General features: G+C 61.3%; 23 protein-coding genes and 1 pseudogene. 14 read left to right on the forward strand and 10 right to left on the reverse strand.

Translation table 11 applies throughout. The features are described 5' to 3' along the window. The first annotated feature begins 89 nt into the window (after nt 1-89). The gene (locus tag HU715_RS01660; protein WP_053119137.1) at nt 90-1,040 is read left to right on the forward strand and encodes a YihY/virulence factor BrkB family protein; all 951 of its coding nucleotides are present in this window, start codon (nt 90-92) and stop codon (nt 1,038-1,040) included. Beyond that, complete coding sequence (gene def / locus HU715_RS01665) at nt 1,037-1,576, forward strand: peptide deformylase (protein ID WP_186709197.1); 540 nt, start codon at nt 1,037-1,039, stop codon at nt 1,574-1,576. The genes HU715_RS01660 and def overlap by 4 nt, the downstream gene beginning before the upstream one ends. A gap of 124 nt (nt 1,577-1,700) precedes the next feature. On the opposite strand, the gene HU715_RS01670 is transcribed toward def, so the two are convergent. From HU715_RS01670 to gntR, 3 genes are all read right to left on the reverse strand, one after another. After that, nucleotides 1,701-2,123, reverse strand: coding sequence for a GNAT family N-acetyltransferase (locus tag HU715_RS01670; RefSeq protein ID WP_186709196.1), 423 nt, complete (start codon nt 2,121-2,123; stop codon nt 1,701-1,703). Nucleotides 2,124-2,413: 290 nt separating this feature from the next. Continuing rightward, nucleotides 2,414-2,968, reverse strand: a complete 555-nt coding sequence (locus HU715_RS01675; protein ID WP_186709195.1) for a hypothetical protein — start codon at nt 2,966-2,968, stop codon at nt 2,414-2,416. 162 nt (nt 2,969-3,130) lie between these two features. Continuing rightward, on the reverse strand, nt 3,131-4,162 hold the full coding sequence (gene gntR, locus HU715_RS01680; protein ID WP_186709194.1) for an HTH-type transcriptional regulator GntR: 1,032 nt from the start codon (nt 4,160-4,162) through the stop codon (nt 3,131-3,133). Between the two features lie 216 nt (nt 4,163-4,378). On the opposite strand from gntR, the gene HU715_RS01685 reads away from it, so the two are divergent. Together HU715_RS01685 and HU715_RS01690 are read left to right on the forward strand one after the other, a co-directional pair. Continuing rightward, nucleotides 4,379-4,912 (forward strand): gluconokinase, encoded by a 534-nt coding sequence (locus HU715_RS01685; protein ID WP_186613539.1) that lies wholly within the window; start codon nt 4,379-4,381, stop codon nt 4,910-4,912. A 92-nt stretch (nt 4,913-5,004) separates the two neighbouring features. Further along, the gene (locus HU715_RS01690; RefSeq protein WP_186709192.1) at nt 5,005-6,357 is read left to right on the forward strand and encodes a GntP family permease; all 1,353 of its coding nucleotides are present in this window, start codon (nt 5,005-5,007) and stop codon (nt 6,355-6,357) included. Between the two features lie 119 nt (nt 6,358-6,476). Here the strand turns inward: HU715_RS01690 and alaC are convergent, their stop codons facing one another. After that, nucleotides 6,477-7,694, reverse strand: a complete 1,218-nt coding sequence (gene alaC, locus HU715_RS01695) for an alanine transaminase (protein WP_186709190.1) — start codon at nt 7,692-7,694, stop codon at nt 6,477-6,479. Nucleotides 7,695-7,902: 208 nt separating this feature from the next. Here alaC and HU715_RS01700 point away from each other — a divergent pair, with 208 nt between their 5' ends. Both HU715_RS01700 and HU715_RS01705 read left to right on the forward strand, forming a co-directional pair. Further along, nucleotides 7,903-8,565 (forward strand): LysE family translocator, encoded by a 663-nt coding sequence (locus HU715_RS01700; RefSeq protein WP_186709184.1) that lies wholly within the window; start codon nt 7,903-7,905, stop codon nt 8,563-8,565. A 79-nt stretch (nt 8,566-8,644) separates the two neighbouring features. Then, the gene (locus tag HU715_RS01705; protein WP_186709183.1) at nt 8,645-9,133 is read left to right on the forward strand and encodes a GyrI-like domain-containing protein; all 489 of its coding nucleotides are present in this window, start codon (nt 8,645-8,647) and stop codon (nt 9,131-9,133) included. 11 nt (nt 9,134-9,144) lie between these two features. Here the strand turns inward: HU715_RS01705 and HU715_RS01710 are convergent, their stop codons facing one another. Together HU715_RS01710 and HU715_RS01715 are read right to left on the reverse strand one after the other, a co-directional pair. Further along, on the reverse strand, nt 9,145-9,750 hold the full coding sequence (locus HU715_RS01710; RefSeq protein ID WP_186709243.1) for a pyridoxamine 5'-phosphate oxidase family protein: 606 nt from the start codon (nt 9,748-9,750) through the stop codon (nt 9,145-9,147). A gap of 34 nt (nt 9,751-9,784) precedes the next feature. Then, nucleotides 9,785-10,270, reverse strand: a complete 486-nt coding sequence (locus tag HU715_RS01715; protein WP_186709182.1) for a GNAT family N-acetyltransferase — start codon at nt 10,268-10,270, stop codon at nt 9,785-9,787. Between the two features lie 142 nt (nt 10,271-10,412). Between HU715_RS01715 and HU715_RS01720 the strand changes: the two genes are divergently transcribed. The 4 genes and pseudogenes from HU715_RS01720 to HU715_RS01735 all read left to right on the forward strand — a co-directional run bounded on the left by HU715_RS01720 (nt 10,413) and on the right by HU715_RS01735 (nt 12,692). Continuing rightward, complete coding sequence (locus tag HU715_RS01720; protein WP_186709181.1) at nt 10,413-10,847, forward strand: YybH family protein; 435 nt, start codon at nt 10,413-10,415, stop codon at nt 10,845-10,847. Between the two features lie 67 nt (nt 10,848-10,914). Next, nucleotides 10,915-11,259, forward strand: coding sequence for a YciI family protein (locus HU715_RS01725; protein ID WP_186709173.1), 345 nt, complete (start codon nt 10,915-10,917; stop codon nt 11,257-11,259). 60 nt (nt 11,260-11,319) lie between these two features. Beyond that, nucleotides 11,320-11,457, forward strand: a pseudogene (locus HU715_RS01730) (SRPBCC domain-containing protein); the annotation flags it as partial. After that, a complete protein-coding gene (locus HU715_RS01735) occupies nt 11,457-12,692 on the forward strand; it encodes an RNA polymerase sigma factor (RefSeq protein ID WP_186709171.1) in 1,236 nt (411 codons plus the stop codon). The pseudogene HU715_RS01730 and the gene HU715_RS01735, both read left to right, overlap by 1 nt. A gap of 237 nt (nt 12,693-12,929) precedes the next feature. Here the strand turns inward: HU715_RS01735 and HU715_RS01740 are convergent, their stop codons facing one another. The 4 genes from HU715_RS01740 to HU715_RS01755 form a co-directional block, all read right to left on the reverse strand. Beyond that, entirely contained in the window at nt 12,930-14,273 is a 1,344-nt protein-coding gene (locus HU715_RS01740; protein ID WP_186709169.1) for an imelysin family protein, read from the reverse strand. A 269-nt stretch (nt 14,274-14,542) separates the two neighbouring features. After that, nucleotides 14,543-16,594: a putative bifunctional diguanylate cyclase/phosphodiesterase gene (locus HU715_RS01745; protein WP_186709167.1), complete on the reverse strand. Its 2,052-nt coding sequence runs from the start codon at nt 16,592-16,594 to the stop codon at nt 14,543-14,545. Between the two features lie 295 nt (nt 16,595-16,889). After that, nucleotides 16,890-17,486: a superoxide dismutase gene (locus tag HU715_RS01750; protein ID WP_122566812.1), complete on the reverse strand. Its 597-nt coding sequence runs from the start codon at nt 17,484-17,486 to the stop codon at nt 16,890-16,892. Nucleotides 17,487-17,662: 176 nt separating this feature from the next. Then, nucleotides 17,663-18,265: a LysE/ArgO family amino acid transporter gene (locus tag HU715_RS01755; RefSeq protein WP_186709165.1), complete on the reverse strand. Its 603-nt coding sequence runs from the start codon at nt 18,263-18,265 to the stop codon at nt 17,663-17,665. A 97-nt stretch (nt 18,266-18,362) separates the two neighbouring features. On the opposite strand from HU715_RS01755, the gene HU715_RS01760 reads away from it, so the two are divergent. The 4 genes from HU715_RS01760 to HU715_RS01775 all read left to right on the forward strand — a co-directional run bounded on the left by HU715_RS01760 (nt 18,363) and on the right by HU715_RS01775 (nt 22,307). Further along, complete coding sequence (locus tag HU715_RS01760; protein WP_186709163.1) at nt 18,363-19,256, forward strand: LysR family transcriptional regulator ArgP; 894 nt, start codon at nt 18,363-18,365, stop codon at nt 19,254-19,256. A gap of 56 nt (nt 19,257-19,312) precedes the next feature. Continuing rightward, nucleotides 19,313-20,305: an NAD-dependent epimerase/dehydratase family protein gene (locus HU715_RS01765; RefSeq protein WP_186709161.1), complete on the forward strand. Its 993-nt coding sequence runs from the start codon at nt 19,313-19,315 to the stop codon at nt 20,303-20,305. Between the two features lie 106 nt (nt 20,306-20,411). Further along, on the forward strand, nt 20,412-21,293 hold the full coding sequence (locus HU715_RS01770) for an ATPase (RefSeq protein ID WP_186709159.1): 882 nt from the start codon (nt 20,412-20,414) through the stop codon (nt 21,291-21,293). Between the two features lie 177 nt (nt 21,294-21,470). After that, nucleotides 21,471-22,307 (forward strand): cache domain-containing protein, encoded by an 837-nt coding sequence (locus tag HU715_RS01775; RefSeq protein ID WP_186709157.1) that lies wholly within the window; start codon nt 21,471-21,473, stop codon nt 22,305-22,307. The last annotated feature ends 160 nt before the right edge of the window (nt 22,308-22,467 follow it).

A 22,467-nucleotide genomic window follows, 5' to 3' on the forward strand; every position in this document is an offset into this window, starting at 1 on the left:
ATCCAGCGTCGCCAAACAGGCTACTTTGTCGAGGCAACGCCCCTGAGTCGCCAAGCGACCACCCCTTTTTGCGGCGAAAGGAGACGCACATGATGTTCCCGGCCTTGAAAGGCTTACCCTTGCATCGTGTGATGATGCGCACCGTGACCGAATTTCTCGACGACGAGATGTCGACCTACGCCTCGGCTTTGGCCTACCAAATGCTGTTTTCGCTGTTCCCGTTCATTCTCTTTCTGATCGCATTGATCGGCTTCCTGCACCTGCCGGACTTCTTCTCCTGGCTGCGCCTGCAATCGGAACTGGTGCTGCCGCCCCAGGCCCTGGAGCAGGTCAACCCGGTGATCGACCAGCTCCAGCAATCCAAGGGCGGCTTGTTGTCGGTGGGTATCGTCATTGCCTTGTGGACCGCTTCGGCGGGCGTGCGGTTGATGATGAGCGCGATGAACGCCGCCTACGACGTGGTCGAGGGCCGTCCGGCCTGGAAGCGCTTTCCGCTGTCGATCTTCTACACGGTCGGCATCGCCGGCATGCTGCTGGCCGCCGCGGCGCTGATGGTGCTCGGGCCGCAGGTGATGGGCTGGATTGCGGCCCAGGTCGGCCTGGAGGAGTTCATCGTCACGCTCTGGACGATTGTGCGCTGGCCGGTGATCGTGTTCTTGCTGATGGTCGCCGTGGCGCTGATCTATTACGTGATGCCCGACGTCAAGCAGGAGTTTCGCTTCATCACCCCAGGGTCGGTGCTGGCGGTGGTGGTGTGGATCATCGCCTCCCTGGGCTTCGCGTTTTACGTCAAGACCTTTGCCAACTACAACGCCATGTATGGCAGCATTGGCGCGATCATCGTGTTGTTGCTGTATTTCTATATTTCTGCGGCGGTGCTGTTGCTCGGTGCGGAGATGAATGCGGTGATCGAGCACATGTCCGCCGAGGGCAAGAATCCAGGTGAAAAGAACCCGGGCGAGCATGAAAAGCAGCACGTGTCCGGCCTGGGGCGCGACCATTCCATCCCTCACACCCACCCTGACGAAGCCCGACCATGATCCGTGAAATCCTGAAAATGGGCGACGAACGCCTGCTGCGCATCGCCCCACCGGTGCCCGCCGACCTGTTCGACAGCCCTGAGTTGTGGCAATTGATCGACGACATGTTCCAGACCATGGAAAGCGTCGGCGGTGTCGGTCTGGCGGCGCCGCAGATCGGCGTCGACTTGCAACTGGTGATCTTCGGCTTCGAACACAGCGAGCGTTACCCCGACGCCGAGGCGGTGCCCCAGACGATCCTGATCAACCCATTGATCACTCCGTTGGGCCCGCAGATGGAAGAGGGTTTTGAGGGTTGCCTGTCGGTACCGGGCCTGCGCGGTGCTGTGGATCGCTACCAGGACATCCGCTACGAAGGCTTCGACCCCAAGGGCGAGCCGATCGTGCGCTACGCGTCGGGCTTCCATGCGCGGGTGGTGCAGCATGAATGCGATCACCTGATCGGGCGCTTGTACCCGTCGCGCATTACGGATTTCAGCAAGTTCGGCTTTACCGAGGTGATGTTTCCGGACCTGGATCCCATGGCCGACGACTAATAACCCGCCCCCGAACCCTGTGGGAGCGGGCTTGCTCGCGAAGCGGTAGGTCAGCTTGCATTGATGTTGAATGTGCCGCCGTCTTCGCGGGCAAGCCCGCTCCCACATTGATCTGTATTGCACTTCAGGACTGTGTATTTAGCTTTAACCCCATCGCAATCATCGGCTTGCTGCGCGCATACCGGCTCAGGCGCTCGGCCATGGCATAGGGCAGTTCAGGATCGAAGCTGAAACCACGTCGCTCATAAAAACCACGCAAGTCCGGGTGACAGAACAACCACACCGGCTCATCCAGGTCTTTCACCGCCTCGGCGATCAACCGCGCGCCAATGCCCTGTACGCGGTACGTCGGGGCGACGAACAATCCGGTCAACCAATGCCCGCCCGACACGGGCCGCAGGCACAGGGCGGCGACAATCTCATCGCGTCTTGCTACCCACAATTGTGCGTCACGCACCGCTTTCATCGAAGATTGGTGGGCGCGGTAAAACTTGTTCATCAGTGGCCACAGCGGCTCGTCGAGTTGCGTGTAATGGATTTCGGACATGGCAGGGTCGTGGCGCAGAAGGGGGAGGCGATTATAAAAGAACGCGGGTGCGGCGATAGGTGTATACCTGACTGCACATCCCGTATGAGTGGAGTACGTATCATGGCCAAAGGCATGGATTCAAAAAAACCGGCAAAGAAAAAACCGGCGAAGAGTGCTGATGAAAAGCGTGCCGACAAGAAGGCCAAGAAGGTGAATCTGTTCGGTCATTGAGCCGCTACCGTCCCGGTTGGCCTCAGTTTGAGCTGGGACGGTCGCCCCAGCTCAACCCCTTCGTTATGTGTCGAAGCTCAAAGCGAGGCGAGAAACATGTCCGTGGCCGAGGCCTCGTCGCCCGTGCGGCTTTCCTCGGCCTTTTCCACTTGCGCCATCGCCGATTTGTCCTGCATGCGCTGGGCAATCTCCTGACTGACGGCCATCTGCTTCTCGGGCGGCATCGCCTCCAACTCTTCCTGGGTAATGCCCATCTCTTCAAGGATGCTGTCGCGCAGGCGCTCTTCGGGCGTCTTGCTCATGTAGTCCTTGAATTCTGCCGTCGCGGAGCCACCAAGCGTCGTGGTTTCCTCGGACGCTGACGAAGCAACAGTCTGCAAGTGCACGCGGGTCTTGGCGAATGCCTCGTCCACCTTGTCGCCGATGGCGGTGGCGGCGCTGACCTGCTGCGTGGCTTGTTGGGTGAAGGCGTCCTGGACTTGGGCACTGCCCTGGCTGGCCTGGGCCTGGACGTTATCGCGCAACGCCTGCAATACGGCGCTTTGCAGGCCGCTGGCGGCTTCGGCGGTGGGATCCTCGCCCGGGCGCTTGAGCGGCAAGACCATCGCTTGCTGTTTTGCACTGACCAACATGATGAACACCTTGTAGGTAATGGCTGAGCGAGGGGCAGGAGCAATTCCCATGCCGTTGCCGCGAGAACCTTATGCCAAGGGCTTTTAGACGGGCGTGCTGCGAGCGGGGCGGCCAATCCTTGCCGTTCGTCGGCAGGGATCGACCGCCTCGTGCCGGGTTGCTCAGGTGCTTTCGCGTACCTTGAGCTCAAAGCCCATGTCCACCACCGGCTGGGCGATGCGGTTGCCGGCCATCAGCGTCAGCATCTGTTCGGCGGCGCGACGGCCGATGGCTTCCCGTGGGGTGCTGATACTGCTCAGGCGCGGCACCATGTGGGCCGAGGCGGGCAGGTCGTTGAAGCCCAAGACCGAGACCTGCTCGGGGATCTTGATGCCGCAGCGCAGGGCCTCGAACAAGGCGCCGTGGGCCAGGTCGTCGTTGCCGAAGAAAATCGCATCGACGTCCGGGTGGCTGTCGAGCAATTGCAGGAACAATTCACCACCCAGGCCCACCGAGGAGGGGCGCGGGGTCAGCAGTTCCAGGTCCGGGTCATACAAGCCGGCCTTCTGCAGGGCGCGACGAAAGCCTTCGCCGCGCAGCAGGGTGCGTTGGTCCAGCTGCGCGCCGATGTAGGCCAGGCGCTTGCGTCCTTTGGAAATCAAGTGCTCGGCTGCCGTTTCGCCCGCCTTGAGCTGGGAAAAACCAACGCAGTTGAGCCCGGCGCCGGGGTCCAGTTCCATCATGTACACGCAGGGAATGTTGCTGGCCTCGATCATCCGCCGGGCACTTTCGGTGCGATCGAAACCGGTCAGCAGCAAACCCCGTGGCTGATAGGCCATGTAGTTGCGCAACAGGTCTTCTTCCTCGTCCCGGGAATAGTGATAGTTGCCGATCACCACTTCGAAACCCTTGGGCCGCAGGACCCGATGGATGGCTTCCAAGGTGTCGATGAACAACAGGTTGGACAACGACGGCACCAACACCACCACCGAATGACTCTGGGCCGAAGCCAGGGCACGGGCGGCGGGATTGACGACGTAGTTGAGCTCCACGGCGGCCTGGCGGACTTTTTCCACCAGTTCCGAGGCAACGGTGCTGACGCCGCGCAGGGCACGGGAGGCGGTGATGGGGCTGACACCGACCAGGCGTGCGACTTCGTTGAGCGTGGGGCGACCGGTGGTGCGAGTATTCTTATCGTTTTTAGGGGCGGTCATCAGGGCGGCTTGCCAAACAAAAATCAAGGCACTAAGGTAGCGCTGTCTCGACGCCGCTGCAAATGCGTGAACGGGGGTTGCCTGATCTCCCGTCCGCTCGCGTCGTGAACGAACATGCTGCAACCACAAAAATGACAAGAAGGCGTCGGCAACTTCTGCTTTTGCTGCGGTGTCATAACTGGCAAAGGTAGCGCTGTCTGCGCGCTGAGGTGTTACATGAACAATCCCATCACCGCCCTGGTCATCATGGGCGTTGCCGGTTGCGGCAAGACATGCGTCAGCCAGGCCCTGTGCCAATTGAGCGGCGCCACCGCCATCGAAGGCGACACCTTCCACCCCGCGGCCAACATCCAGAAGATGAGCGCCGGTATTCCCCTGAACGACGACGACCGTGCCGGCTGGCTCGACAGCCTGTGCGATGAGTTGCGCCGTGTCGACGCCACGGGCGAGCGCCCGGTGCTGACCTGCTCGGCCCTCAAGCACAGTTATCGCGAACGTCTGCGCAGTGCCTTGCCCGGCCTGGGCTTCGTATTCCTTGAATTGACCCCCGAAGTGGCCGCCGATCGCGTTTCCCACCGTCCCGGTCATTTCATGCCGTCGACTCTGATCGACAGCCAGTTTGCCACCCTTGAATCCCCTGTCGGCGAGCCCCTGACCCTGGCTCTGGACGCGTCCAGCCACAGCATCGACGAACTGGCGCGCCAGGCTTACGTCTGGTGGTTGGCCCACGGTTTGAAGCTTGCCGGCTGAGTTTCAAAAAATTTGCGTCAGAAAGATAGCGCTGTCCCGACGGCTTATAAATAACTGCTTCAATAACAACAACAAATCAGGAGACACCTCCCATGTTCGGCATGTCCCACGAGACGTTCCTACTGCTTGATGCAGTGGTCACGGTGATCGGACTCATCGTCCTCATCACCAAGTTCAAATTCCACCCGTTCATTGCACTGACCATCGCCGCCGCGTTCCTCGGCCTGACGTCGGGCATGCCGACCGGCACCATCATCAAGGCGTTCCAGGACGGCTTCGGTGGCGTGCTCGGCTTTGTCGGCATCATCCTGGCGCTGGGTACGATGCTCGGCAAGATGATGGCCGAGTCGGGCGGGGCCGATCAGATTGCCCAGACCTTGATCCGTGCCTTCGGCAAGGACAAGGTGCAGTGGGCGATGATGTTCGCCGCGTTCCTGGTGGGCATCCCGCTGTTCTTCGAGATCGGCTTCGTGTTGCTGATCCCGCTGGTGTTCATCGTGGCGCGCCGCACCGGCGTGTCGATTATCAAGATCGGTATCCCGTTGCTGGCCGGCCTTTCCGCGGTCCACGGCCTGGTGCCACCGCACCCGGGTCCGCTGCTGGCGATCGGCATCTTTGGCGCAGACATCGGCAAGACCATTCTCTATGGCCTGATCGTCGCACTGCCGACCGCCATCATTGCCGGCCCGATCTTCGGTACGTTCATCGCCAAGCACATCCCCGGCCATCCGAACCAGGAATTGGTGGATCAGCTGGCCCGCGAGACGAACTCCGCCGAGCTGCCAAGCTTCAGCATCACCCTGATCACCGTACTGTCGCCGGTGTTCCTGATGTTGCTCAAGACCTTTGCTGACGTAGCGCTGCCGGACGGCAACCTCTTCCGCGTCTGGATGGACATGATCGGCCACCCGATCTCGGCCTTGCTGCTGGCGTTGCTGCTGTCGCTGTACACCTTCGGCTACAAGCAGGGCATCGGCTCCAGCCAGATGCTCAAATGGCTGGACGCAAGCCTGGCCCCGACTGCCGCGATCATCCTGATCATCGGTGCCGGTGGCGGCTTCAAGCAGATGCTGGTGACCAGCGGCGTCGGCGATGTGATCGGCCACATGGCGGTCAGTGCGCAGATTTCGCCGATCCTGTTGGCGTGGCTGGTGGCGGCGGTGATTCGTATTGCGACGGGTTCGGCCACTGTGGCGACCATTACGGGTGCCGGGATCGTGGTGCCGGTGGTGGGGATGATGCCGGGCGTGAACCGTGAGCTGCTGGTGCTGGCGACCGGTGCCGGTTCGTTGATCCTGTCCCACGTGAACGACGCAGGTTTCTGGCTGGTCAAGCAGTACTTCAACATGACAGTGGCCGAAACCTTCAAGACCTGGACCGCAATGGAAACCATCCTGTCCGTGGTGGGGCTGATCTTTATCCTGCTGTTGTCGCTGGTGATCTAACAGGCGCTGCGGCTCAAACTGTGGGAGCGGGCTTGCTCGCGAAGGCGTTGTCTCAGTCGAGTAGATGATGACTGACACACCGCCTTCGCGAGCAAGCCCGCTCCCACATTAATTTTGTGTCAGGCCTCAGGTTTCTTGGTCAACCCATCCGCCCGAAACATCCCACGGATCCCCCGCACAGCCTGGCGAATCCGGTCCTGGTTCTCGATCAGCGCAAAGCGCACATGATCATCTCCATATTCCCCGAACCCCACCCCCGGCGAGACGCAGACCTTGGCTTCGGCCAACAGCTTCTTGGCAAATTCCAGCGAGCCCAGGTGCGCATAGGCATCGGGAATCTTCGCCCAGACGTACATCGAAGCCTTGGGGTTTTCCACCATCCAGCCCAGCTCATGCAGGCCCTTGACCAACACATTGCGGCGTTGGCGGTACTGTTCGGCGATGTCGCGCACGCATTGCTGGTCGCCTTCGAGAGCGGCGATGGCGGCCACTTGCAGCGGGGTGAAGGTGCCGTAGTCGTGGTAGCTCTTGATCCGCGCCAGGGCGCTGACCAGTTCCGGGTTGCCGACCATGAAGCCGATGCGCCAGCCGGCCATGTTGTAGCTCTTGGACAGAGTGAAGAACTCCACCGCGATGTCTTTGGCGCCAGGCACCTGCATGATCGACGGGGCTTTCCAGCCGTCATAGACGATGTCGGCGTAGGCCAGGTCGTGGATCACCAGCACGTCGTACTGCTTGGCGAGGGCGATGACCCGTTCGAAGAAGTCCAGCTCCACGCGTTGGGCGGTGGGGTTGGAGGGAAAGCCCAGAATCATCATCTTCGGCTTGGGAATCGAGCCGCGAATGGCCCGCTCCAGTTCGTCGAAGAAATCCACCCCTGGCACCAGCGGCACCGAACGCACCTGGGCGCCGGCGATCACCGCGCCGTAGATGTGGATCGGATAGCTGGGGTTGGGCACCAGCACCGTGTCGCCCTGGTCCAGGGTAGCCAGCATCAGGTGTGCCAGGCCTTCCTTGGACCCGATGGTGACGATGGCTTCGCTTTCCGGGTCGATGTCCACTTCATAGCGGTCCTTGTACCAGCGCGAAATGGCGCGGCGCAGGCGTGGGATGCCTTTGGACGTGGAGTAGCCGTGGGTGTCTTCACGCTGGGCGACGGTGACCAGTTTCTCCACGATGTGCGGGGGCGTGGCGCCGTCGGGGTTACCCATGCTCAAGTCGATGATGTCTTCGCCGCGCCGACGCGCAGCCATCTTCAGCTCGGCAGTGATATTGAATACGTACGGGGGGAGTCGATCGATGCGCGCAAAGCGGCGCGGCGAACCTTGTTCGGCCATTGTTGCCTCGAGATACGTGAGCGCCCGGAACCGTCCGAGCGACGTTGGCCACTGCGGTGGCCTGCGGCGCAAGATAATCGGGCGGATGTCGGATTGTCCAGTAGCCGCGTCGAACTATTTTCGACGACACTGTCGCCCAGGCTGCGGCGCTATCGATGGTCGCCGCGACATGTTTAACCTGTCTCTCCCAATCCTGATGGAATGAATGATGGAATTTTCCAGCGGCTTCCTGCTGAGCCTTTCCCTGTGCCTGGACATTGGCGTGGCCAATATCGCGATGATCACCCTGGCGATGCAGCGTGGCTATTTCCAGGGTTTCGCCTTGGGCCTGGGCACTTGCGTGGGCGACCTGGTCTACGCCGTCCTGGCCCTGGCCGGCATGACCGTGCTGCTGCAATACGAAACGGTGCGCTGGGTGCTGTGGCTCGGTGGTTCGGTGCTGTTGCTGTATTTCGCGGCGAAGATGATCCATTCGGCGATCTATCACAGCACCGTACTGGCCGAGGCGGGCGAGGTGCAGGGCAACTCTTCGCGCCAGGAGTTTTTTCGCGGGATTTTCCTGGCCATGTCATCGCCCAGTGCCATCCTCTGGTTCGCGGCGGTGGGCGGCACGCTGATTGCTCGTTCGGGCGGCGGAACCTTGCTCAGCTCGGCGCTGTTCCTCAGCGGTTTTCTCTGTGCCGGGCTGCTGTGGTGCGCGGCCTTGTGCCTGGCCGCGACCCAGGGCGGCAAACTGTTGGGGGATAAACTGTTGCGCTATTCCTATTGGGCATCCGCCGCGATCTTCTGCTATTTCGCAGTATATGTGATCGTTTCTGGCTACAACGAGTTTGTAGGAAAAACCGGCACCGGCACTGTGCCTGGCTTCTGACAAGCGAAACGGTCCTGCCAATCACGGTTTGGCTTCTATACTGCCAAACCCGACTTCACGTTTGCTGGAGTGTTGCCGCATGGAAAAGCACAAACGCGATTGCACAACCGAACCACGCTTTGAGCAGGGACGTTTTCAGCTGATCGCCGGCTTTGGTGCCCGGTTTACCGAGGACACCGCCCAAGACATCCCTTTGCTCTGGGAAAAGTTCCTGCCCTGGCTCGGCAAAGTGCCAGGGCAGAAAGATGAAGTGACCTACGGCGTGTGTTGCAACCCGGACGGGAAGGGTGGGTTCGAATACATCGCCGGCGTGGAGATCAGTCGGCTCGACGATCTGCCGGAGCAATACCGTTGGATCGAAATCCAGCCAGGGCATTACGCGGTCTTCGAACACAAGGGGCCGTTGAAACAGCTGCCGGACACGTTCCAATACATCTGGAATGAGTGGTTGCCGCATTCCGGCCACGAAGCGGCCGACCTGCCGGAGTTCGAGCGCTACAGCGAGGATTTCAACCCCAGGACCGGCCAAGGCACCCTGGAGATCTGGATCCCGCTCAAGCCGAGCTGATCGTCGCGGCTTCAGTACAAACTGGCCTGCACCCGCGCAGGCGCTTCACGGTCGTAAGTCTCGGCATCGAACTGCCCATCATTCAAACGCTTGTGGATCGCCCCGGCGCTGGGCAGGGCTGAGCGCTCGAGATGGCGGGCCGGGTTCCACAGATCTGAACGCACGATGGCTTTGGCACAATGGAAAAACGCCGCTTCGACCGTCACCAGCAGCACGGTGCGAGCCGGCTTGCCGTTGACCGCAAAGCGTTCCAGCAGTGCCGGTTCGGCGCTGATCCGGGCGGTGCCGTTGACCCGCAAGGTCTCGCCAATGCCTGGAATGAGGAACAGCAGCGATACCCGTGGAACGTGCAAAACGTTGCGCAGCGTGTCGATGCGGTTGTTGCCGGGACGATCCGGCAGGGCCAGGGTCCGCTCGTCGAGGATCTGCACAAAACCTGGCACGTCGCCCCGGGGCGAGCTATCGAGGCCGTCGGGGCCTGCGGAACCGATGACCACCAGCGGCGAGGCCCGGACCATCGCCTGATAATCCTCGTTCAGAAACGGGATCTGTTTACGCACTGCCCGTTCGTGAGGCAAGCCATACAGGGCTTCCAACTGTTCAATCGACGTCACCATCATCCATTCATCCTGAGTCTATGGGCCAAGGTCTTCAAAACATCAACCCCATCCGCCGCTCATAACCGATGCGGCCCTTGTAGGCTTCGCCACTGTCGACCCAGCCCATCCGGGTGTACAGGCCGATGGCCGAGTCGTTGTCGGCGTCCACCGAGAGCTCCAGCCCGCGGATCTCCGGCCAGGCGGCGCGCGCCACGGCGGGCAGCGCCTGCAGGCAGGCCTTGCCATAACCTTGGCCCTGGGCCCGGTGGTCGACTTGCAGGGCATGCAGGGTGGCGCTGTGTTCGTTGGCCCAGGCGGGCAGTACCGGTGGGCGCTTGAGCAGCAGGAAGGCCACCGGCACCTCCTGCGCCAATAGCGCAAAGCCTTTGACCCCGGGGCCGGGTTTGGACAGCAGCGTATGCAGGGCGCCGTGGATATCGCCGGCGAACTTGATCTGTCCGGGGTGGATTTCGATGGCGGTGACCTGTTCGCGTTGACGCGGGGTCAGGTCTTCGTAGGGGACGAGCTGAACGGTCACAAAAACATCCATTGTTTGCCGGCTAAATGAGACGTGGATTCTAGCGAATTTTTTTCTTTGGATTATTTTTGTTGGATTGTCGATTCGCTGTTTCTCCAAACGACCAAGGGTGTCTTCAACAAAAAAACTGCGGAGAATCACCATGAATACCCAAACCACTGAAACCCAGATCCAGGCCCTGATCGACACCTATCGCCAGGCCGTGATGACCAAGGACGTTGAAAAGGTCATGGCGCTCTATGACGAGGACATTGTCTCGTTCGATGCCATCCAGGCCTTGCAGTTCAAGGGCAAGGCCGCTTACCGGGCCCATTGGCAAGCCTGCATGGAAATGTGCCCCGGCCCGCACAAGTTCGACTTTCATCAGGTCAAGATTACCCCGGCCGATAACATCGCCTTCGCCCACTGGCTCGCCTATTGCGGCGGCACCAACGAAAAGGGTGAGGAGCAAGCCTGCTGGATGCGCGTGACGGCCTGCTATCAGCGTGTTGCCGGACAATGGCGGATCGTCCATGAACATTGGTCCGCCCCGTTCGACCCGATGGCCGGGACGGCGCTGTTCGACCTGCAACCCTGATCGTCGGTTTTTTTGCCGAGAGTCATTCTGCCGTCCATAGTTGATCAGTCCGATCACGGAGCCTTCCATGAAGTACCTATGCCTGGTGTATAGCAACGAACACACGCTGCACAATTCGCCCGACAGCCCGGAGGACGCCGAGTGCATGGCCTATGCCGAGTCGATCCAGGGCAGCGGGCGCATGGTGGCCGCCGAGGCCCTGGAGTCGGTACAGACCGCCACGACGGTGCGCATGCGCGGCGGCAAGCTGTCGATCACCGACGGCCCGTTCGCCGAAACCAAGGAGCAACTGGCGGGCTTCTATTTGATCGACGCCAAGGACCTCAACGAAGCCATCCAGGTCGCCGGCAATATTCCGGCGGCCCGGGTCGGCTGCGTCGAAGTACGACCGGTACGCCAACTGAACCCCTGAACAACAAGCACAAACAGGATTTCATTCATGAACCACACAACGGCCTCTCATGCGTTATCCCAAACCCGTTACACCGCCCGTGCGCTGCACTGGAGCGAGGAGGATCGCCAGGCGCACGAAGCCATGGGCTTCCATGAAGGGTGGGGCGAGAGCCTGGACCGGCTTGAAGCGCTGGTTATCCGAGGCATGCCCGACTGATGTCGGCCGAAACGGTCAAGGCGCGGGTCGAGCAGGTGTATCGGCAAGACTCGCGACGGATCCTGGCGACGCTGATTCGCCTGCTGGGGGACTTCGACCTGGCGGAAGAGGCCTTGCACGAGGCCTTTTTCATTGCGGTCGAGCGCTGGCAGCGCGACGGCGTGCCGGACAATCCACGGGCCTGGCTGGTGTCTGCCGGGCGTTTCAAGGCCATCGACAGTTTGCGCCGACGGGCGCGTTTCGCCGCGTCCCAACCGATGTTGATCGCCCAACTCGAGGAACTGGAACAGGGCCAGTGGAGTGACGAAGACGTGGAAGACGATCGCCTGCGGCTGATTTTTACCTGCTGCCACCCAGCCCTGGCGGCGGATGCCCAGGTGCCCCTGACGCTGCGGGAAGTCTGCGACCTGACCACCGAGCAGATCGCCCGGGCATTCCTCGCCGCCCCGGCGGCCATTGCCCAGCGCATCGTGCGGGCCAAGGCGAAAATCCGCGATGCCAGGATCCCCTACCAGGTGCCGTCCCGGGCGGAGCTGCCGGAGCGTCTGGACAGCGTGCTGCGGGTGATCTACCTGGTGTTCAACGAAGGGTACTCGGCGTCGATGGGCGCCGAGCTGACCCGCGAAGACCTGACGCGCGAAGCCATCCGCCTCGGGCGTCTGCTGATGGAGTTGCTGCCCGAGGCCGAGGTCATGGGGCTGCTGGCGTTGATGCTGCTGCACGAATCCCGGCGACCGGCGCGAACGTCGTCGACCGGTGAGCTGGTCCTGCTGGATGAACAGTCCCGATCCTTGTGGGATGCCGAGCTGATCGCCGAGGGCTGCGCGTTGGTGGAAGCCGCGCTGAAAACCCGGCGGTTCGGGCCGTACTGCTTGCAAGCGGCGATAGCGGCGGTGCATGCCGAAGCGCCGACGGCCGAGGAGACCGATTGGCCGCAGATCGTCGGGCTCTATGATGTGCTGCTGCGGGCCGTGCCGTCGCCGGTGATCGAACTCAACCGAGCCGCCGCCCTGGCCAAGCGCGACGGGCCCCAGGAAGGGCTGCGCCTGGTTGACGGAATACTCGCCAGGGGCGATTTGACGGACTATCACCTGGCCCATTCGGCACGGGCGGAGTTCTGTCGGCAGTTAGGGCAGGTGGAGGAGGCGCGGGCCGCCTACCGACGTGCGCTTGAACTGACGCAGCAACTGCCGGAACGGCGGTTCATTGAAGCCAGGCTCGCCGGGTTGCAGTGATGAACCACAAGAACAACGAAATTCCTGTGGGAGCGGGCTTGCTCGCGAAAACGTCGGCGCAGTCAAGACAGTTGTTGATTGACCCACCGTCTTCGCGAGCAAGCCCGCTCCCACAAGGGAAGTGATGACTGATCGCACATCTTCGAAACACCGGAAACCACTGTGGGAGCGAGCCCGCTCCCACAGGTTTAGTGGTTTGGCTGGCTGCGTTAATCCGTTTCAGCCAGCCGGCGTTGATCAGAACTCGTGATCAGCGCTGTCCGGGTTCAGGTCGCTGATGCCCAGTTTGCCCGCGGCCTGTTCGATCGAACCGGTCTGCTTGACCAGGGCGGCGATGGCGTCGCGGACGATCTGGTTGCCAGCGGTGTTGCCGGCGGCGATCAGTTGGTCGTAGTGCTCACCCTTGTTGGCGTGATCGACCATGACCTGGATCTTGGCCTCGGTGTCGGCCAGCTCGGCCTTGAGCGCGGTGTCCGCGGCCGGGTCGGCCTTGGCGACCAGCGACGACAGGCTGGCGCCGGTCAGCTTGCTGCCGTCGACGCGGGTGTATTCGCCCAGGTACACGTTACGCACACCCTTGGCATCGTAGAAGTGCGAGTTGTGGGTGTTGTCGCTGAAGCAATCCTGCTCGTCTTCAGGCGAGTTGGCTTCCAGGGACACCTTCATGCGCTCGCCCGCCAGTTCACCCAGGGACAGGCTGCCCATGCCGAACAGCATCTTGCGCAGGCCGCTCTCGGCCGGCTCGGCTTCCAGGGTGGCGCGGTAGTTGTCGGCCACGTTCGGCTTCCAGTTACCGACCATTTCCTGCAGGTCGTTGACCAGCAGTTGGGTCACGGACTTGAGGTAGGCACGACGACGGTCGTTGTGGCCGCCGGTGGCGCCGGCGCCTTCCAGGTAATCCGAAGCTGGGCGATTGCCAGCGCCCGGACCGGTACCGTTGAGGTCTTGGCCCCACAGCAGGAATTCGATGGCGTGGTAGCCGGTGGCGACGTTGGCCTCGGAACCGCCCAGCTCGTTCAGGCTGGCGAGTTTTTCCGGGGTGATGTCTTTGACGTCGACCTTGTCTTCGCCAACCTGGACTTCGGTGTTGGCGATGATGTTGGCGGTGGCGCCCGGGTTGCCCAAGGCGTGTTCGTAGGACTTGTCGACGTAGTCGATCAGGCCTTCGTCCAGGGGCCAGGCGTTCAATTGGCCTTCCCAGTCGTCGATGATGGTGTTGCCGAAGCGGAACACTTCGCTTTGCAGGTACGGTACGCGTGCGGCGACCCAGGCAGCCTTGGTGGCTTTCAGGGTCTCGGCGTTCGGCTTGGCCAGGAACGCGTCGACGGCGGTTTGCAGGGTTTTCGCCGTGGATTCGGCATCGCTGTAGACGGCGTAGACGATGTCGGCGTAGTGCGCGACAACAGCCTTGCCGGCGGCTTCGTCGATTTTGCCAGCGGCAGCAGGGGCGACCGGTGCCGCAGTGCTGGCGGCCGGCGTTGGCGCTTGCGGCGCGGCGGCCTTGTCTTTGCCTTCGCCGCAACCGGCGAGGGAAATAGCGATGGCCAGCAGACTGGCGGTAGCCAGGGGCATACGAATCATGGCGAACATCCTGCTTCGGTGATGGATGGGACAGGCGCGAGGGTGCGCAAAAACTGCGACATAATGCGAAAGATTTGCATTATGTGTAAAGGGTTATGGTTGTAAATATTTCTTGTTTAATGATGAGAATCACCCCCTGTAGGAGGCGTCTGTAGGAGTTGCCGAGCGAAGCGAGGCTGCGATCTTTCCCCTGGCGCTTGAATTCCAAGCGAACAAACCAACGATCGCAGGCTTCGCCAGCTCCTACGAAGGCTTGGCGCTGGGGAGAGTCAGATTATGGAAACCTTGCTGCGCTCGGCCTGCTTCAGGTAAATGCCCAACTCCCGCGCCGGCAGCGGTTTGCTGTAGTAGTACCCCTGACCTTCGTGGCAGCCCTCGGCGATGATGTAGGCTTCCTGCTCCACCGTCTCGACGCCCTCGGCAATGACCTGCATCCCCAGGCTCTTGCCCAACTGGATGATGGCCCGGACGATGGTCGCGTCGTCCTCGTCGTCGAGCAGGTCCTGGACGAAGCTCTTGTCGATCTTGATCTTGTCCAGCGGCAGGCTCTTGAGGTAGCTCAGGGACGAATAGCCGGTGCCGAAGTCATCGATGGCAATCAGCGCCCCGGAGCGGCGCAGGCTCAGCAAGTGCTGGGCCGCGGTGGTGATGTCTTCCATCAGGCCGGTCTCGGTGACTTCCAGTTCCAGGCTGCGCGGCGGCAGCCGGTACATCTGTAGGAGATTGTTTACCACCCGCGGCAGCTCGGCGTGGTGCAGTTGCACCGTCGACAGGTTGACCGCCATGCGCAGGTCGAGGAAACCCTGGTCGTGCCATTCGCGCAATTGCCTGCACGCCTGGTCCAGCACCCATTCGCCGATGGCGATGATGGTGCCGTTCTGTTCGGCCAGGGGAATGAACAAGTCCGGCGGCACCAGGCCGTGCTCGGGATGGTGCCAGCGAATCAAGGCTTCGGTGCCTACTATCCGCAGGTCGCGGTAGCTGATCTGCGGTTGGTACACCAGGCTGAACTGCTCGCGGGCAAGGGCCTCGCGCAGGTCTTTCTCCAGTTCGCGACGGCGGCGCATCTCGCTGTCGACGCTGGCGATGTAGAACTGGTAGCGATTGCGCGAGCGGCTCTTGGCCAGGGTCATGGTCTGCTCGGCTTTCTGCAACAGTTTCTCGGTGCTGTCACCGTCTTCGGGGAAGAGGGTGATGCCGATAGTGGCCCGCAGGCGGATCTGCTGATCATCGATGGCGAACGGCGCTTCCAGGTCATCGAGGATGCTCTGGGCCAGCTCGGCGGCCTCGTAGGGCTGCTCGATGTCGGCTTGGACCAGGGCGAACTGGTCACCCCCCAAACGCGCCAGCGCGCCGAGCCGGCCGCTGTGGGCCCGCAGCCGATCCGCCAGGGCCAGCAGCAACTGGTCGCCGGTCTGATAGCTGAACTGCTCGTTGATGCCCTTGAAGTCATCCAGCCCCACACACAGCACCGCCACCCGACGTTGCAGGCGCCCGGCGTCCACCAGGATCTTGTCCAGTTGCTGTTGCAGTTGCTGGCGGTTGGGCAGGCCGGTGAGAAAGTCGTACTGGGCCATGCGCAGCAGGCTGTTTTCCGCTTCGTGGCGCAGGTGCGTGTTGCGTTCGATGGATTCGAGCAGTTGGTTGGCCGTGTTGATCCACAGGCCCAGTTCGTTTTGCTCGTGGCCGCGCAACTGCGGGATCTTGTGCGCGCTGGGACGATCGGGGTTGATTTCGGTCAGGTGCTCGATGATCCGCGACAACGGCTTGGTCAGCAGCCAGTGATAGACCAGGTACAGCACCAAGCCCATGGCCAGGGCCCGCAGCATCCCGGAGATAAAGATGATCACCGAACTTACGATGAAGCCCTCGCCGTAGGTGGCGGTGTCGAGGGTGATGCTCAGGTCGCCGTAATATTCGCTGTAGGGGCCGCGTCCCACCAGTTGCGTGGTGAAGGTGCGCTCTTTGCCCAGGATCAGGTCGGTCAGCCAGCGGCTGTCGGAGTGCTTCAAGGGCCGGGCTTTTTCGGCGAGCATGGTTTCGCGGGGATGGCCGATGGACGCCATGCGTACGGCTTCGTCCTGGAACAGGCCCTCGATCACCTGCATGCCCATTTCCCGGTCCAGGCTGTAGACGGCCTGGGTCGAAGGGTCGCGGAACATGTCGAGGATACGTTGGGCGTCAGTGGCGACGGCCTGGTTGGTTTTGTAGGCATCGAACACGATCTGGGCGCAGCTCAAGACCACACCAACGATCAATGCCGAGAGGAGCACGACCCGGAGCAACTTCACAGACAAGCTGTTCTTGAGTTCCAGCTTCAAAGAGTGGTTCCTTGTTCCGTGCGGGTAGCGTCAAGTTGCCATGAGTATTGGCAATCCTGTGATGTCAGTCAAAGGGACAATCAAACACAAGGGTTTTCGCTTGAAACCTGACCGGTATACGTTTTTTCCAGAGTGATTGCTCTACGACCATTGTGTCGGTTGAAAGGCACCGCAACTTGAGGCCCGCCGGGATTTTTTCTTGCTTTCCAGACGCGAGGTCTCTAGTCCGCGATCATTTTTCGCCGTGCAAAGAAAACCCGGCATGGCGCCGGGTTTCTTTGGGCTGGCATCGAGCTTAGGCAGTGAAGGCTTTACCTTCGAACTGCTCGGCGACGAATTTCCAGTTGACCAGGTTCCAGAACGCTTCGACGTATTTCGGACGAACGTTGCGGTAGTCGATGTAGTAGGCGTGTTCCCACACGTCGCAGGTCAACAGCGGGGTGTCGCCGTTGGTCAGTGGGTTGCCGGCGCCGATGGTGCTGGCCAGGGCCAGGGAACCGTCAGCCTTTTTCACCAGCCAGCCCCAACCGGAACCGAAGGTGCCGATGGACGTCTTGCTGAACTCTTCCTTGAACTTGTCGAACGAACCGAAGGCTGCATTGATGGCTTCAGCCAGCGCGCCGGTTGGTTGACCGCCGGCGTTGGGCGCCAGGCAGTTCCAGTAGAAAGTATGGTTCCAGACCTGAGCGGCGTTGTTGAAGATACCGCCCGAGGAAGTCTTGACGATTTCTTCCAGGGTCTTGCCTTCGAACTCGGTGCCAGGCACCAGGTTGTTCAGGTTCACGACATAGGTGTTGTGGTGCTTGTCGTGGTGGTATTCCAGAGTCTCTTTGGAGATGTGCGGCTGCAGTGCATCGTGTGGATAGGGCAGCGGCGGCAATTCGAAAGCCATGGTGATTCTCCTAATCAGGTCAGGTTGCGGTGAGCGCAAGGCCGATCACGGGCGGCCAGACTAGCGCCGGGGAGTTTGTACTCTTTGCGGCGCAGGAGTCGGATCATAGCACCGGGGGTGCGGCATAACCACGCAACAACTGTGTGGAATAGAGGTTCCAGAGCGGTTTGGAATAATCAGCCGGTGACGATCAATTGCATCGCCACGGTAAACATCATCACCGCGACCAAGAGGTCCAGGATCCGCCAAGTGCTTGGGCGGGCCAACCACGGTGCCAGCCATGCCGCGCCGATGGCCAGGGTGAGGAACCATAGCAGCGAGGCACTGGCCGCCCCTATCACGTAGGCACCGGGAACGCTCTGCTGGGCGCCAAGGGAACCGATCAGCAGCACCGTGTCGAGGTAGACGTGGGGGTTGAGCAGCGTCACCGCCAGCGCGCTGAGCAACACCGCCCGCAGCGAGCGTACGGCGTGGTTCTCACTTTGCTGCAGGCTCTGCTTCGAGCAGGCCCGGCGCAAGGCCAGGCTGGCGTACCAGAGCAGGAACGCCGCACCGCCCCAGCGGGCAATCGACAGCAGCAACGGACTCTGGGCCAGCAAGGTCGCCAGGCCGAAAACCCCGGCGGCGACCAACAGGGCATCGCAGGTGATGCACAGCGCCGCTACCGGCAAGTGATGCTCGCGGCGTAGGCTCTGGGCCAATACGAACGCATTCTGGGCGCCGATGGCCATGATCAGCCCGAGGGCCACCACGAGCCCGTTCACATAGCTTTGCCACATCTTTTTTTATCCCCGGTCAGTTGCTGTTGCTGGTCATTTTCCCGGGAAGGGCTGTATAAGAAAAACCAATATTGCTGATTGCCCATTAGGATTACTGATGTTCGACTACAAATTGCTCTCTGCCCTGGCCGCCGTGGTCGAGCAGGCCGGTTTCGAGCGTGCAGCCCAGGTGCTGGGTTTGTCGCAGTCGGCCATTTCCCAACGAATCAAGTTGCTGGAGGCGCGTGCCGGCCAGCCCGTCCTGGTGCGGGCCACGCCGCCGGTGCCGACGGAAATCGGCCGTCGGCTGCTCAACCATGTGCAACAGGTGCGGCTGCTCGAGCGTGACCTGCAAAGCCTGGTGCCGGCGCTGGATGAAGAGGGCCTGCCGGAGCGTCTGCGCATCGCCTTGAACGCCGACAGTTTGGCGACCTGGTGGGCCGCTGCCGTGGGCGATTTCTGCGCCGACCAACACCTGTTGCTCGACTTGGTGGTGGAGGACCAGACCGTTGGCCTCAAGCGCATGCGCGCCGGTGAAGTGGCGGCCTGTGTCTGCGCCAGCGAACGCCCGGTGGCGGGCGCCCGCAGTGTATTGCTGGGGGCGATGCGTTACCGGGCGTTGGCCAGCCCGGCCTTCATCGCCCGGCATTTTCCCGGCGGCGTGCGAGCCGATCAACTGGCCCGTACGCCAGCCTTGGTGTTTGGTCCGGATGATTTCCTGCAACACCGCTACCTCGCGTCCGTGGGCGTGGAGGGCGGTTTCGAGCATCATCTGTGCCCCTCGTCCGAAGGTTTCATCCGTCTCGCTGAAGCGGGACTGGGCTGGGGGCTGGTGCCGGAGCTGCAAGTGCGCGAACAGCTGGAACGAGGCGTGCTGGTGGAATTGTTGGCAGATAAACCGATCGATGTGCCGCTGTACTGGCATCATTGGCGCAATGGTGGGCAGTTGCTCGGCTTATTGACCGAGCGACTGATCGCAGCGGCAAGCAGCACGCTGCAAGCAGTACGTTGAGCGCGCAGTGCTTGAAGCTTGTCGCTTGCAGCTGGAAACTGATTTTAGGAGCATTCATGAAGATTTTGGTCACCGGCGCGAGCGGCTTCATTGGCGGGCGCTTTGCGCGTTTCGCCCTGGAGCAGGGCCTGGATGTGCGGGTCACCGGTCGCCGGGCCGAGAGTGTGGAGCACCTGGTGCGGCGCGGTGCGCAATTCGTCCAAGGGGACTTGAGCGACCCGCTGCTGGCCCGCGACCTGTGCCTGGATGTCGAGGCCGTGGTGCATTGCGCCGGTTCCGTTGGGCTGTGGGGCCGCTACCAGGATTTCCACCAGGGTAACGTTCAGGTCACGGAAAATGTCGTCGAGGCCTGCCTCAAGCAGAAGGTGCGTCGCCTGGTTCATCTGTCCTCGCCGTCCATTTACTTTGATGGCCGTGACCACCTCGGGTTGACCGAAGAACAGGTGCCCAAGCGCTTCAAGCATCCTTATGCCGCCACCAAGTACCTGGCCGAGCAGAAAGTCTTCGGCGCCCAGGAGTTCGGCCTCGAAGTGCTGGCCCTGCGCCCGCGTTTCGTGACGGGTGCCGGTGATATGAGTATTTTTCCGCGCCTGTTGAAAATGCAGCGCAAGGGGCGCCTGGCCATTGTCGGCAACGGCTTGAACAAGGTGGATTTCACCAGCGTGCAGAACCTTAACGAAGCGTTGCTCAGCAGTCTGCTGGCTACCGATTCCGCCTTGGGCAAGGCCTACAACATCAGCAACGGCGCACCGGTCCCATTGTGGGATGTGGTCAATTATGTGATGCGCCAGATGGAAGTCCCACAGGTCCGACGTTATCGTTCCTACGGCTTGGCTTACAGCGTCGCGGCCCTGAATGAAGGGGTCTGCAAGCTCTGGCCAGGCCGCCCCGAACCGACGCTGTCGCGCCTGGGCATGCAGGTCATGAACAAAAATTTCACCCTGGACATCAGCCGGGCCCGGCATTATCTCGATTACGATCCGCAGGTCAGCTTGTGGACGGCGCTCGATGAATTTTGCGCCTGGTGGACGGTCCAAAACACCCGCTGATCGGCCCGCCATGAACCGAGTGCCCGGTTCGGGGTCAATCGGTGCGGCGGGCGACGGGGTTATACTCGCCGCATCAAGCCATTACCGGTTTCCCAAAGGTCGAACCATGCCCATGCGTAACGATGCCAACGACGACTTCGATGATGTACCGAGCCTGCGGATGCGGGCCGACATTCCCGATGACGATGATTTCCTGCCCAACCGCCAGTCGCCCCACGTGCAAGCGCGCCCGGCGCCGGCCGCCGCGGCGAAAGTCAAGGTCAAGGGGCCCAGCACCGGGCCGCTGTGGGCATTGGTCGGCGCGCTGCTGTGTGCGTTCGGTTTCCTGGCCTGGTGGAGCTTCCAGCAGATTTCCCTGATGGAGCAGCAATTGGTGGCGACTCAGGAAAGCTTCGCCCGGATCAGTGAAGATGCGGCGGGGCGCTTGCAGGACATTTCCGGCAAGGTGGTCGCCGGGCAGTCCAATGTCATGAGTGACAGTGAAGCCTTGAAATTGCAGATCAAACAGTTGGACAACAAGCTGCAGGAGCAGGCCCGGCAATTCGACGGCAAGCTGCAGGAGCAGTACCGGCAGCAACAAGCCACGTTCGGTCCGTCCGCCGACCTGGACAAGGAACTTGCCCAGCTCATTGCCCAGGCTTCTGACCAGCAGAACACCAACACTCAACTGCAAGCTTCCAACAAGGAGCTCCAAGCCCAGGTCAAGGCGCTGGCCGCTGAAGTGACCGCCTTGAAGAATCAAGGCGAGGGTGGTGCCCTGGATGCCCAGCTCAAGAGCATCGGTGCCGACATCACCGCCCTGAAAAGAGCCACCTCCAACTCTGCCATCGAGCGCCTGGAGCAGGACGTGATCGTGCTCAAGAGCCAGCAGGATAACGGCAACACCGCCGAGTTCGACGCCTTCCGCGGGCAGGTCACCCGTAACATCAATACCTTGCAAGCGCAGATCCAGCATTTGCAGCAGCAACTCAGCGCTCGGGCTCAATAAGCCTGATGTTCGGCTAGCGCCTATCCCTGTAGGAGCTGCCGAAGGCTGCGATCTTTTGATCTTTCGCTCAAGACTCAATTGTCTGGGAAAAGATCGCAGCCTCGTTGCACTCGTCAGCTCCTACTTCCCCACGCCGTCTACGCTCTTGAAACACCAACAAGAACGAGGGGCGCACGCATGGGTTTTTTTCACAGGATGGCCTGGCTGGGCGCAATGCTCATGCTGGGGATGGCCCAGGCGGCCACTGCGGACGATGGCCACGCGGCCCGGGCGCTGCTGGAGAAGGCCTTGGCCTATTACCATGACAATGGCGACAAAGCCTTTGCCGCCTTCAGCCGCCAAGGGGAATTTGTCGACAAGGATCGCTATGTGTTCGTGGTCGATACCCAGGGTGTGATGCTTGCCAGCGGCGGACCTTCCTCGGCGTTGATCGGACGGGACGTGTCCGAAGTGCTGGGGCCGGATTTGCGCAAAGCCTTCAAGGACGCCTTGAAAACTCCCGAGGCCAGTGGCATTCAGCAAGCCGAGTACCGTTGGCAGAACTGGGCGGACGGCAAGGTCGAGCGCAAGCATGTGTATTTCCAGCGTGTTGGTGAGCGAATCCTGGCCGTCGGTTATTACTTGCCGCGTGCTTCAGCCGAACAGGCCCGGGCACTGCTGGACAAGGCCTCGAGTGACCTGCTGAAAAACGAGAAAGCCACGCTGACGGCAGTCAACGCTCTAAAGGGCGGGTATCTGCAGGATGATTTGTATGTCTTTGTCGTCGACCTCGATACCCGGCGCTATGTGGGGCATGGCACCAATCTGCGTTTGATCAACACCGACTTTGCCAAGGTCAAGGACCCGGATGGCAAACCAGTGGGGGAGCCGATCCTGGCCATGATCGGCAAGCAGGATGTGGGGGAGTATGAGTATCGCTGGAAGAATCCGGTGACCGGGAAGGTTGAGGACAAGCATGCTTATCTGAAGAAGGTTGGGCATTTTCTGGTGGCGGTGGGGTATTACAGTCCTTGAGGCTGGGGGGCTGGGGCTGGGGCTGGGTTTTGGGTGTATATCCGTTTCTTAGGTAACGGCCACTGGCGGTTCCGCCCTTACGGCGGCTCACTTTTTTTCAAACGCCAAAAAAAGTAAGCAAAAAAGGCTTGCCCCACCACTCGGTGCCTCGCTAGGGCTC

The sequence above is a fragment of the Pseudomonas zanjanensis genome, assembly GCF_014268745.2.
In the GTDB taxonomy this organism is placed as follows: Bacteria; Pseudomonadota; Gammaproteobacteria; order Pseudomonadales; family Pseudomonadaceae; genus Aquipseudomonas; species Aquipseudomonas zanjanensis.